General features: G+C 47.6%; 9 protein-coding genes. 2 read left to right on the top strand and 7 right to left on the bottom strand.

The features are described 5' to 3' along the window. The first annotated feature begins 364 nt into the window (after positions 1-364). Together DWW91_RS19990 and DWW91_RS19985 are read left to right on the top strand one after the other, a co-directional pair. Positions 365-1,531 (top strand): efflux RND transporter periplasmic adaptor subunit, encoded by a 1,167-nt coding sequence (locus DWW91_RS19990; protein WP_046146546.1) that lies wholly within the window; start codon positions 365-367, stop codon positions 1,529-1,531. Next, positions 1,528-6,027, top strand: coding sequence for a multidrug efflux RND transporter permease subunit (locus DWW91_RS19985; protein WP_122328734.1), 4,500 nt, complete (start codon positions 1,528-1,530; stop codon positions 6,025-6,027). The genes DWW91_RS19990 and DWW91_RS19985 overlap by 4 nt, the downstream gene beginning before the upstream one ends. 81 nt (positions 6,028-6,108) lie before the next feature. On the opposite strand, the gene DWW91_RS28160 is transcribed toward DWW91_RS19985, so the two are convergent. The 7 genes from DWW91_RS28160 to DWW91_RS19955 all read right to left on the bottom strand — a co-directional run bounded on the left by DWW91_RS28160 (position 6,109) and on the right by DWW91_RS19955 (position 12,963). Then, on the bottom strand, positions 6,109-6,600 hold the full coding sequence (locus DWW91_RS28160; protein ID WP_233584536.1) for a fimbrillin family protein: 492 nt from the start codon (positions 6,598-6,600) through the stop codon (positions 6,109-6,111). Then, entirely contained in the window at positions 6,581-7,021 is a 441-nt protein-coding gene (locus tag DWW91_RS28155; protein ID WP_233584535.1) for a fimbrillin family protein, read from the bottom strand. The genes DWW91_RS28160 and DWW91_RS28155 overlap by 20 nt, the downstream gene beginning before the upstream one ends. 45 nt (positions 7,022-7,066) lie before the next feature. Beyond that, positions 7,067-8,038 carry a fimbrillin family protein gene (locus DWW91_RS19975; RefSeq protein WP_122328733.1) on the bottom strand — a complete coding sequence of 324 codons (972 nt, stop codon included), beginning with the start codon at positions 8,036-8,038 and terminating at the stop codon, positions 7,067-7,069. Between the two features lie 30 nt (positions 8,039-8,068). Continuing rightward, positions 8,069-9,139: a fimbrillin family protein gene (locus tag DWW91_RS19970; protein ID WP_122328732.1), complete on the bottom strand. Its 1,071-nt coding sequence runs from the start codon at positions 9,137-9,139 to the stop codon at positions 8,069-8,071. A 61-nt stretch (positions 9,140-9,200) separates the two neighbouring features. Beyond that, positions 9,201-11,021 carry a hypothetical protein gene (locus tag DWW91_RS19965; RefSeq protein ID WP_122328731.1) on the bottom strand — a complete coding sequence of 607 codons (1,821 nt, stop codon included), beginning with the start codon at positions 11,019-11,021 and terminating at the stop codon, positions 9,201-9,203. Positions 11,022-11,047: 26 nt separating this feature from the next. Beyond that, entirely contained in the window at positions 11,048-11,878 is an 831-nt protein-coding gene (locus DWW91_RS19960; RefSeq protein WP_122328730.1) for a hypothetical protein, read from the bottom strand. Then, complete coding sequence (locus DWW91_RS19955; RefSeq protein WP_122328729.1) at positions 11,875-12,963, bottom strand: HU family DNA-binding protein; 1,089 nt, start codon at positions 12,961-12,963, stop codon at positions 11,875-11,877. The genes DWW91_RS19960 and DWW91_RS19955 overlap by 4 nt, the downstream gene beginning before the upstream one ends. Positions 12,964-13,031: the final 68 nt, after the last annotated feature.

The following is a 13,031-nucleotide window of genomic DNA, read 5'->3' as shown; positions in this document are numbered from 1 at the left end:
GTAAAAGTGGGAGAGTAGATAGCCGCCGTTTTAGAGTCAAGAACTCCAAACAAATGAAAGGAATCAATCGAAAGGTTGGTTCCTTTTTGCATTTATAGCTGATGACTCTGACTATCCATAAATACATTATTTGTATTTGGTTTATATTTGTTTTGTGGATTATGTAGCATTTGTCTGTGGAATAATTCTACGAACCCCGTTTTTAATAAAGAAGTTGTTCTATTTGGTTGTTTATTTATATGGTTAGTATTTAGGGATATAGCGTTTTTTAACAGATTGTATTGAACAATGGTACGATTATTTCATTCTTACAATATAGAGATAGAACAATAGAAAATTTAAATGTCATTTATAGATATTAGTAATGGTAGGAGAAAGATTAGTAAAAGGAGGTATCGTATTAGTCGCCCTTTTAATGTTGGCAACAGGATGTCGAAAAAAAGAAGAGCCGTTGCGTCCCCTTGTCATAGTTGACAAGCCTCAGAAAGAAGATGTGCAAATTTTTGGTGAATATGTAGGCCGTATTCGTGCCGCAAGTTATGTAGAGATACATGCACGCGTAGAAGGTTATCTGGAAAGGATGCTGTTTGTAGAAGGTAAACAGGTGAAACAAAATGAACCTTTGTTTATAATAAATTCAGCACTTTATAAGGCACGCGTAGAGAAAGCGAAAGCACAGTTAAAGAAGAACGAAGCTCAGGCGGCAAAAGCCAAAAGAGATGTAGAGCGTTTACAGCCGTTGTACGAACAGCATGCGGCCAGCCAGTTGGATCTTGATAACGCATTAGCTTCCCTGGATGATTCGGAAGCAAATATCGCAATGAGCAGAGCTGACCTTGATCAGGCACAACTGGAGCTGGGTTATACAACAGTCACTTCACCGATTGCCGGATATATCAGTGAGCGTTTTGTCGATGTCGGCGCCCTGGTTGGTCCCGGTGTTAACTCCAAATTAGCGGCCGTGGTAAAAAGTGACACAGTATTGGTCGACTTCAAAATGACTGCATTGGATTATCTGCGTGCCGAACGCCGTAACATTAAGTTCGGTGAGCAGGATACGACCCGTTCCTGGCAGCCGACTGTAACCGTGACGCTGGCCGATAATTCCGAATATCCGGTCAAAGGCGTAGTCGACTTTGCCGATCCGATTGTAGATCCTCAAACAGGAACTTTCGGTGTACGTGCAGAATTGGCTAATCCGAATCAGAAATTACTTCCCGGACAGTTCACCCGCGTAAAACTATTATTAGATGTACGTGAACGGTCAATCGTTGTTCCCCGAAAGGCTATTTCCATAGAACAAGGCGGTGTCTTCATCTATATTATCCGGCGTGATAATGTAGCGGAAAAGCGTTTCGTGCAAACAGGACCTGAAATCGGAAATAACATCGTTATTGAACGTGGTCTGGGAGAAAATGAAGCAGTAGTTATCGAAGGCTATCATAAATTAGTTCCTGGTATGCTGGTGCGTCCGGTTCAGGCGGGGGATGACAAAGCCATCGAAGCATATAGAGAGGAGGCAGGAGAATGAAGCCGGGATTCTTTATAGACCGTCCCGTATTCTCGACCGTACTATCTTTATTGATCGTTATTGTCGGGGTTATAGGATTGATGATGTTACCGGTGGACCAGTATCCTCAGATCACACCTCCGGTTGTGAAGATCAGTGCTTCTTATCCGGGAGCCAGTGCCTTGACGGTGTCGCAGGCTGTTGCAACACCGATCGAACAGGAATTGAATGGTACTCCGGGTATGATCTATATGCAGAGCAGCAGTACGAACTCCGGAGGTTTGACTATAACAGTCACATTCGATGTATCTGCCGATGCTGACCTTGCTGCTGTGGAAATACAGAACCGTGTGAAGCTGGCTGAATCGCGTCTGCCTTCCGATGTTGTTCAGAATGGTATCACCGTGGAAAAGCAATCGGCCAGCCAGTTGATGACGTTAAGCCTGAGTTCGGATGACCCACGTTTTGATGAAATCTATCTGAGTAACTTCGCTACGATTAATGTGCTCGACGTACTTCGCCGTATTCCGGGTGTGGGGCGTGTCTCCAATATCGGTAGCCGTTACTATGGTATGCAGATATGGGTATATCCGGATCGCCTGGCCAATATGGGACTGACGGTAAAAGATATCCAGGCCGCCCTGAAAGAACAGAACAGTGAATCCGCTGCCGGAGAATTAGGTAAACAGCCGGTTATCGACGTGGATATCACTTTGCCGATCACTGCCCGCGGACGTCTGTCTACGGTAAAAGAATTTGAAGATATCGTTGTCCGTGCCAATCCTGACGGATCGATTGTCCGTTTGCGCGATGTCGCGAGAATATCTTTGGAAGCCTCTTCCTATTCTACGGAGAGTGGAATAAACGGAAAGAATGCGGCTATCCTGGGTATTTATATGCTACCGGGTGCCAATGCTCTGGAAGTGGCAACGAATGTAAAAGAAGCAATGAAAGAGATCAGCCAGAACTTCCCGGAAGGACTGGAATATAAGTTCCCTTTTGATATGACCGAATATATATCACAGTCTATCCACGAAGTTTATAAAACCTTATTTGAGGCTTTGTTCCTGGTTATACTGGTTGTATTCCTGTCATTACAGAACTGGCGTGCCGCTTTAATCCCGACTATCGCTGTTCCCATATCATTGATCGGAACGTTTGGATTTATGCTCATCATGGGATTCTCCCTGAATATGCTGACCTTGCTCGGACTGATCCTGGCGATCGGTATTGTGGTCGACGATGCGATTGTCGTAGTGGAGAATGTGGAACGTATCATGCATGAAGAACGGCTTACAGCCCGCGAAGCCACCCATAAAGCGATGCGTGAATTATCGGGAGCTTTGATTGCAACATCGATGGTATTGGCAGCCGTATTCGTTCCGGTGAGCTTCCTGAGTGGAATTACCGGAGCATTATATCGCCAGTTCTCTATTACGATCGTGGTTTCCGTATTGTTGTCGACTGTCGTTGCTTTGACATTAAGCCCGGCGATGTGTGCTTTGATATTACGTCCGACTGTAGGGAAGAAAAACTTCGTCTTCCGGAAGATCAATATATGGCTGCATAAAGGGAATAATAAATATATCCATTTGCTGACCCGTGCGATTACTAATCCCAAAAGAATTCTGGCCGGATTCGGTATGGTACTTGTTTTTATCTTTGTACTGAACCGGATTATTCCTACCAGTTTTATCCCGGAGGAAGACCAGGGATTTTTTACAGTGGAATTAGTTATGCCCGAAGGTGCGACATTGGAGCGTACCCGTAAAGTAACCGACAGAGCGATAGAATTTCTGGAAAAACAACCGGCTGTCGCTTACGTCCAGAACGTGACGGGAAGCAGTACCCGTGTGGGAACTTCGCAAAGCCGCTCCACGCTTACCGTTATTCTGAAACCCTGGGAAGAACGTAAGTCTTCCGGTATGGGTGTTGAAGATGTGATGGCTGTGGCCCGTAAAGAATTTGAATATTATCCGGAGATACTCGCTTATCTGAATCGTCCGCCGGTAATACCCGGTCTGGGAGAAAGCGGAGGTTTGGAAATGCAGTTGGAAGCCCGCGGTGAAGCCAGTTGGGAAAATTTGGTAAGCGCCACTGATACATTTATGCTATATGCGTCGAAAGCTCCCGAACTGACCGGCGTATCTTCCGCCTTGCAACCGGAGATTCCGCAACTATACTTTGATGTAGACCGTGACCGGGCAAAGTTCCTGGGTATCCCTCTGACGGATATCTTCTCGACGATGAAAGCCTATTTGGGCTCTGTTTACGTGAATGACTTCAATATGTTCAACCGTATATATAAGGTATATATCCAGGCAGAAGCCCCTTATCGCGCCACTCGTGATAATATAGGACTGTTCTTTGTCCGTGCACAAAACGGTTCGATGGTTCCGCTAACCGCTTTGGGGACGACGAGCTATACGACCGGACCGGGTACGATCAAGAAGTTCAATATGTTCTCGACAGCTGCCATCAGTGCAGTGGCTGCCCCCGGCTATAGTTCCGGTGAAGCGATGGCTGCCATGCAACGGATTGCCCGCGAACATTTACCCGATAACATAGGTTTGGAATGGAGTGGTCTGTCTTATCAGGAAAAGAAGGCCGGCGGACAGACAGGCATGGTGCTTGCACTCGTATTCCTTTTTGTGTTCTTGTTCCTGGCTGCACAGTATGAAAGCTGGATCGTTCCGATCGCTGTTATCTTATCTTTGCCGGTTGCCGCTTTGGGTGCTTATCTGGGAATTTGGGCTACCGGGTTACATAACGATGTCTATTTCCAGATTGGGCTTGTCACGCTGATCGGGTTGGCGGCGAAGAATGCGATCCTGATCGTCGAATTTGCCAAAGTACAGGTCGATGCCGGAATAGACGTTGTTCAGGCTGCTATCCATGCGGCGCGGATGCGTTTCCGTCCGATCCTGATGACTTCCCTGGCATTCGTATTAGGTATGCTTCCAATGGTGTTGGCTAGCGGACCGGGATCAGCTTCACGCCATAGCATCGGTACAGGGGTGTTCTTTGGTATGTTGGTTGCCATTACGGTAGGTATTGTATTGGTGCCGTTCTTCTTTGTTCTGATTTATAAGATTAAACGAACGCTGCGGATGGATCGTGTTGCGCGGATAATACCTAAAAAGAAGATGCTTTTTTTTATGGTTGCTGCGTCGGCTGTTACCTTCTCTTTTTCATCTTGTAAACTAGGAGAGAAATATGCCCGTCCGGAGTTGAACCTTCCGACTGAACTGGAGGCCGGTGCCGACAGTCTTTCCGTGGATAATATTCCCTGGGAAAGCCTGTATGCCGATACCACTTTGCAACGGCTTATTACGACTGCCCTGGAGAATAATAAAGATATGAAGATAGCAGCCGCCAAGATCAAAGAAATGATTGCAGCCAAACGTATCACTTTTGCCGACCAGTTCCCGGAGATCGGTGCACGTATCTACGGTCAGAAAGAACGGCTGAATTATGGTGGTGATAACCCTAAACCTGATCCTGAATACGGTGCTAAACTCACCCTATCGTGGGAGTTGGATTTATGGGGTAATCTTCGTTGGGCAAATGAAGCGGGTATTGCTGCCTATATGCAATCAGTAGAGGCACAGCGTAGTTTACAATTGACACTGGTCGCCGAAGTAGCCGCTGCTTATTACGAACTGTGTGCCCTCGACCGTCGTCTGAATATTGTTCAGCAAACCCTCGATGCCCGTAGGGAAGGTGTTCGCCTGGCCAAACTTCGTTATGACGGCGGTTTGACCTCCGAGACTTCTTATAACCAGGCTCTGGTAGAATTGGCACGTACGGAAACTCTCGTCCCGTCATTGGAACGTCAGATACGGATAAAGGAAAGCGACCTGTCTCTCCTGTTGGGCGAGTATCCGGGATATATCCCCCGTGGCTTGTCTCTTAGTGAACAGCATTTGCCGGACGCCCTACCTGTAGGACTGCCTTCGGCGTTACTTGAACGTCGTCCCGATATGCGCCAGGCGGAGTTGAAGTTACGTGAAGCGAATGCTAAAGTAGGAGTTGCCTATACCGACCTGTTCCCTAAGATCAGTCTAACCGGTAACTTAGGAGCGGAAAGTGAAGAACTGGGCGACCTGCTGAAAAGTCCGGCCTGGTTTTTGGCCGGCGATCTGCTGCAACCACTTTTTGCTATGGGTAAGAACAAAGCGAAACTGAAGGCTGCAAAAGCTCGTTACGAACAGGAAGTGTATAGCTATCAGAAAAGTGTGATCGGCGCTTTCAAAGAAGTGAACGATGCAATCGTAACTATCCATATGGCAAAAGACATCCGTCGCTCGCAGGAAAAACTGGAAGCTGCTTCAAGAAAGTACGTGCAACTGGCAGAACTGCAATATATAAACGGAGTAACCAATTATATTGATGTGTTGGATGCCCAGCGTGGTTATTTGGATGCCCAGATCAGCCTGAATAATGCGGTATTGGATGAACTGCTGTCGGTAGTTTATCTGTATAAAGCGCTGGGAGGAGGTTATCAGGAACAATAGATATCTTAAAATAATTTCGCCCCGCTACCACCTGTAAAGGCGGAGTGGGGCGAAAAGTTAAAAAGCATCCCTTTTACAACCCTAGTCTGCTGTGATATTATCATTTTTAATATCGCTTGTACCCCAGTCGGAAACAGAGACATCACCCAGGATTACTCCTTCACCGTTCAGGCGAAGTTTTAGCGTGGTGTTCTTACCCTGTATCAAATTAATGGCAGTTGCTGGCTTGTAAGTAAATGTAGCATTGCCGACTTCAATAACGATTGTGATTCCATTTACATCCTGGATGGTCTGTACTGGTAGAACAGCACTGAAAACACTTCTGTCTGCCAGCGGTTTGATATTCACTTTATTGGATCCGCTAACAGTTGTTGTAGCCGGAGTTAGATCAGAACCATTGTAAGTAACTGTATAATCAGCTATAGCATCTTTGATTGTCACCGATTTGATAACGGGATTATCTATCGCTGTTGCATTTACTTCGATGGTCAGCTTGGCTAACGCATGCTTTAAGTCGAGAGACAGCGCTGTGTATTTGTCGTCACTTGCGGCTTTAGCTATCGATGTAAGCAACCAGCAAGTCCGAGTTTTTATACTTGTCGGCTGTACTTTGATTCGTTTCCACTTTGGCTGTAGTTGGAGCAGCAACAGGGGCTGTTGCATAGAAAGGAATGGAACCGGTAGCAGCAGCATGTATTGTGGCCCACTTCATCTTATCCGCGCTCAAATCCCAGATGGCTCCATCGTAACGGAAATCGGCATACTGGCCGGTAGCTGTATTTCCGGCCGTATTGTAATATAGATACAGTTGGTCGCCTGTCTGCCCATAAGAGCTGCTTGCCTTTGTGATCACTTCACCGGTCACGGTGGGGACAATCATTACATACTTGCTGCTGATGGCAGGCGTTGGGTCATTCTCGTTATTACATGCGGTGAATAACAATGCGCTTAGCGCTAAAGCGGCTGTACCGCTTACGATTTGTTTTGTTCTCATAATCTTAATATTTAACTAGTGAATAATATGTTATAGTGATCAGGTTTACGGGGTATCGATAGTTATATTGCCGTCTGCCGCGGCCGTTGTCCAGTCGGTTACCTTCACATCATCCAGCTCGACACCTGTACCTTTTACCGTAAGCGTCAGGGTGGTATGTGTCCCATTTGCCAGACTGACAGGAATTACGGGGGCATAGGTATATATATTGGTAGCTGTTCCGGCTGTAATGGTGGTTTTTACTTTTGCACCACTGTTACTGATCTCTTGCGCCGGAAGAATGATGGAATAGACCTTTATCGTTTTTACTCCGTTATCCTCATAGGAGTCGTCAGCTTCGCTATGCGGCGTGAGTTCTGTCGTAGTTGCGTCAGACTTAACTACGACTGTAGCCGGAACAGCGGCGGTAGGTGCCGGAGATGTATAATTAACCGTAAACTCCTTTTTTGCATTTTGAATAGTAACCGTAGAACTCGTAAAGTTGGTTATAGTACCCACTTTCACCTTCACCGTCAGCTTAGCCAGCATGTGTTTGAAGATAAGAGGGACTTTAGCCTTTTTGGCAGCCACTTCAGAGAATGCCATCAGCAGGTCGGAATTGGCGAAGTCGGCGTTGGCACTTTGGTTTTGCACGATAGAGCCAGTCGTTGCCTTGTCCAGGTCTGTGGGCGAAACGGCGAAGAATGGATATTCCCCGTTTACATCTTCGAGATCATCCCAAAAGATGCTGTTTCCTGACAGTTCAGCCGTCCAACTTCCGCTATAGGAATAGACTCCCTTTTCGTGTGCCTTTACATTACTTCCGTCCTTATAATACAGAAAGATTTTCTTGTTTCCTTCTGCCGGTTGGTAATTGTTATCCGCTTTGGTTACCACCTCTCCGCTTATGGAAGCGGAGATAGTTACAGGAGCGTTTCCGATCGGATCAATCTCGGTTTCGGGGCCTGCATAAGCGGTGAATGTTGCCAGGCAACAACTAAAGGCCACGGTTACATGTGTGAATAATGTTGTTTTCATATCATACTGTTATTTAATTGTTTTATACTGCTAGTGTTTCACATCTCTATGGTTCCTGTCCGGTAAAAGGGATACATCGTAAATGATATTCTCCCAATCGCTCAGGGTGACCTGAATACGGAGAATATCCGGGGCGGGCACAGGAACTTCCGGTACCTCTATCTGTATGTTGATGGAAATACCTGCTTCCAGTAGTCCTTCCGGCAGATATTTATTCAAGGGAATTTCCAGTGGATCATGTTCCGGAATTTGTACGGTCAGCGACAGTTCCGGCTTTTGCCCATCCGGCTGTCCGGGCCATCCCGGCAGTGCATACAGGTATCCGCCCGTTCCGTCGGATTGTACGATAAAAGGCTGGGAGACAGGCTCGCCATATTCCACGAATGCCTCGTCGGGCAGGCTCCAGATACCCTGTGCCGGGTTACCATGGAATGTGATGGTCGTTTCGTCTGCTTTCGTAGCGGAGACACTGCTTCTTTGGAGATTAGCTTTGCTCGCTTTATTCAGACTTACATACAACCGTGTGAGCCGATGTACCAGCATAATGCTTGCTTCGGGCTGTCCGGCATGGATTCCAGCGGTACGTGCCGCCGTCATCAGGGGGCGTCCCAGGGCTGTCAGTTCGCGGCTGTCTACCGGTAGCCGGAGCCTGTCGGATTGCAGGGCGGCCGAAGCCGGACGGTAGGCCATCAGGTCTACCTCACTGCTATCGGACGGCAGGAATGCACTGTCGGCTACGGATACGGGTAGGAAGCGTCCCGGATGATCCGCACCCTCCCCGAAAGCATAACGATATAAAGCGGTATCGCCCAGAGCCGTGCGGCCATTGGGCTCCGCCAGCACCAGATGCAGTGTATCGGCTACCGACCACGGTTCGGGATTATCTCCGGCTGGAAGGGCCAGCAGGCGGAGAGCCACCGCACGCGGAGCATCCGGCACAACGGGTGTTGGCGGTGTGGGAGGTACAGGGTCCGGCGGCACAGGTCCCGGTTCCGGATCATCTTTGCCGCAAGCGACAAACAACAACCCAATTCCTGACAGTGCGAATACTGTCAGGAGTTTTCTCCAGTTTGTAAATACGGGATATTTCAATGTATGCATGTTCTCTTCCAATATTATGTTATATCAATTGTTTGCAAATCGGCTTTAATATGATCAGGACCTACTCATAATAATATTTCATGTGTATAGTCGGACCTGTTTCAGACGGGGTGGGTGAGGCTTTGTAGTGACAGGCAAAAAGACCTAGATCCTCTATATAGCGATTTAGATCATGAATAAAAGAATCCTCGCTGAGTTCTTCGAGTGATGATTTCATATACTGGTCACTTTGCTCAAAGACATTATAGTAATAGCAATAATTCATTCTGTGGGTAACTGCTCCGGTATTATAGGTATTATCAGCCTGGCAATTGTACATCAGACAACAATAAATCAAACCGGAATTTACCCCTGCAATCGCTGCCAGCGAGGCATTCTGCTGTATGGATAAAGTGATATCATGCGCAATACAACCTATAACATATGAGTATTGTCCTACACTACCGACTATACAACCGGCACCCTGATAAGCTCCTCCTGTTATGCTCCCTCCTTCCGCTTGTACTGTACATGCAGCAAGAATTTTCCTGTCCATATAATTCCCTTCATATATTCCCACTATTCCTCCGGCATACTGACCGGCGATAAGTTGAATACGACCTTTTAGATGACAATCGGTAATGGATCCATATGATTGTCCGGCAATAGCTCCCACTGGACGATTGTCACCGGTCATAGTAACTCCGTCTATCGTAAGTCCTTTTATTTCACTGTTTGAATTAGCTGCGCTGAAGAATCCTAAGTACACACTAGGTTTCGTCGCCGATAAATTCAGATTAGATATCGTATGCCCATTGCCATTGAAAGTGCCATCAAAGCTTTGGATCGGTATCCATTCTTCATTCTTCAGATCGATATCCATATATAAGTTGATAACATCTTTACCAGTCTCAGTATCTATACTAGTCCATCTGGCGAGATCACCACGATTATTCACCGCATCCCTGAATGCTTTCAAATCTTCCAACGTATAAATACCCAACCTGGCTTTTTGGACATCAATAGCCGCTACATCTACCCTGCTATTCATGGTTATTGTTTCGATCCCTTCGATCTGTAATTCGGCATCACGACTAATGTTCACGTTGAACAGATAGCAGTAGCCCGGCTCGAAGGCTGAAAAGTCTCTGCTACCGGAAGGAACGCTCAGTGTTGTTCCGTCCGGAAGGGTAACGGTAAACAGGTTTTGGAAATTCGCCGACACTTGCTGTGGAACTATCCGCATAAAATATTCGGAGGGGAGATCGGTTGCCAAGTCACCCCTGGAGGGTGATATATCGGTGTTTAGGATCGTTGACGATCCCGAAACACCGATTAACTGCGGTTTCGCTTGTTCTGTATTCCAGTTCTTGTTTGTCGAGTATGTTCCTATCCTCTGCAAAGCGCTCCCGATCGTATATTTTCCGGCTGCTTCCCTCTGATCGTCTTTCTTTATGCATACGCCGATGCAGGCATAGGCGGGTGAGAGCTGGACGTTTGTTATGTTTCCGTTGCTGACGGATATGTTGTCGTTGGTGTAGCAGACCGGTGTGTTTTCGTCCAGCCATCCGTATATGGTAAGCGGTGTGGAGGCGGCGCTGCCTGCTATCGTCAAGGCTTCTCCCTGAGTCTCTGGTGTGAAGGTGATAGGGGAGGTGGAGGTTACCTGATATGTTTTACCGTAGGTGCTATATTCCTCCGGAGTGGTATTCAACGCTATCGTGACCGTCGGATTACCTGCACCACGGGAACTGACCTCGCCGGTATAGGCCTGAAAGGATGCGGAGATACTGAGGGGTACTTTGGATCCGTCCTCTGTTTCTTCGTGTGTGCAACCAGACAAGGCACCTGTCAGTGCCAATATCCCTGCTATGCATTTACTGAGTATGCGATATGATTTCATTGCTGATCTGTATTATTGTATGGATATTAATCGGGGGTGAAAGTTGAACCGACAGGCTGATAGTAAAAGTCTGCGATTGTGATACCGGTCACGGTTATCGTAACATCGAGTGAGATATCCAGTGAGACGGTGAGCGTAAGGCGTTTGCCTTCCAGGTCTGCTTCGTTGTTTGTATTGTTGTAAGTAATGGTAGCCGTTTGCCCTTTCAGGGAGGCAGGCGTTCCGCTGCCTGAGCCCAGGGTGAGGGTTGCCAGTGACACGCCCGTGCCTTTCGGCAGATTGGCGGGGGGAATGATGGCACGGAAAGTAGCCGCATTATGACAGGCGGATACCCGGCCGGCCGGGTTCGACACGTTTACCGTTAACTCGGAAGCGTCTGCCATTGTCGATGCAAACTGTCCTTCGGTCCAGCCGTTGCCTTCGGTTATTTCGATCACCAGGTCTGTGTATCGATGGGAGAGGGTACCGTCGATCGTCAGGAAATCGAGCGATCCGTTACCTGTCATATAGTCGGCCAGACGGTAGCTCTCCGGAGATGTCTGGTCGGTGGTGAGCGCCTGTGTGCCGAACGTGAGGGCGATGCCGTTGGCGGCCACTGTGCCGAGCGCTTCCTTGGTGAAACCTGTATTGCCGCATGTCCATCCTCCGGAGCCAGTACGGGTGTAGACAGCTGTCAGGCCGTTGACGGTTGCGGTCAACTGATCGTTTTGCAGCCACACCCACGTGGGCGTTCCGTCGGCGCGTGTGCTGATCTCTCCGATACCGATGGGAGTTCCTCCGGCATGCGGTTTCTCTGCCAGTTCGTTCGAACAACTTACTGTCAGCAGGATGATGATAGACAGGTAGTAAAACTTCATGATTCAGGCGTGAATGGAATTATTAATTGAACCGGGGTGATGATACCGGAATTGAATTCTATATAAGTACTCTCGTCATATGCGTTGAACAACGGGATATCTATATCGTCGTGTGTACCTGACTCCATCGGGGTCAGATAGACACCGTAGGCTGTAAAGGAACCTTTGTAAAATACATTGATGGTTTCATCGGTAATCGGAAACACGGGTGTCGTTTCTCCTCCTCCCGTCCAGTCTGGGGTAGTGTAGAATTTAGCATTTGTGAAATATAAAGTTCTGTCGCCCGCCTGAATGGGAGGATTAAGGATCAGGATTTTTATATATAAACAGGTATAATCTGCCGGACGTTTGAACTGGCCGAAATTGCAATTATAATAGTGTGAATCGTAAGTCGTAACTGCATCGGCAATCAGGTATTCCTCAGTGCTATAACCGGGATTGTCCGGTATCGGGTTACCGTATTCCGCTTTTATCTCCACCGGGGCGCTGTTGTCTGCGGTTGCAGGGAGAAAGAATGTAGTGCCGTCTGCTTTTTCCCACTTTCCCTCGGCGTTTAATACAAAGGGGACAGTTACAGGGGTGCCGTCCAGTGTATAAGTCAGCTTGATCTCATCGCCTGTATTAAACTTTGTTTTAACGATGGGAGGTAGCTCGGTATCCCAGGCTTTCGTCCCCATCGGGCTGACCTCTATCTGCTCGATGCCGCCTATGTTGACCTCTACCGGAATCCATTCCCCGGTTGCCGGTTGCTCTTCGACGGAACATCCTGCCATGACCGACAGGTATAGCAGGCAGGCGATGGCTCGGAGCGTCGGGTTCAGCTTTTCAAGCATTCTTTTTCTGGGTTTGAATTTCACGCTGGTACGTGCCGGTATCGCATGGTTCGTTCCGTTTTTCGGGTTCCGACCCGGACGTGCCGCCTGGTGCCAGGGTGAAAATGTTCCGAAATTCTGTATCGTGAGATATTCGTTCCCGGCCAGAATCGCTTCCACTTCTTCTATCAGTGTGTTTAGATAGCGTAGACTATCGCTATGGCTGATGTGCAGGCGTTTCGCCACATGGTTGGCTAAGTCTGATTTATTCATAAGTCTGAGAAAATTGTTTACTTTTAATTGCGTATTCGAATGTTTTTTTGACGGAGGGCATCAACCCG

The sequence above is a fragment of the Parabacteroides sp. AF17-3 genome, from assembly GCF_003635445.1.
Classification (GTDB): domain Bacteria; phylum Bacteroidota; class Bacteroidia; order Bacteroidales; family Tannerellaceae; genus Parabacteroides; species Parabacteroides goldsteinii.
The sequence above is the reverse complement of the archived record's forward strand: the minus strand, read 5'-3'. Positions and strand labels throughout refer to the sequence as shown.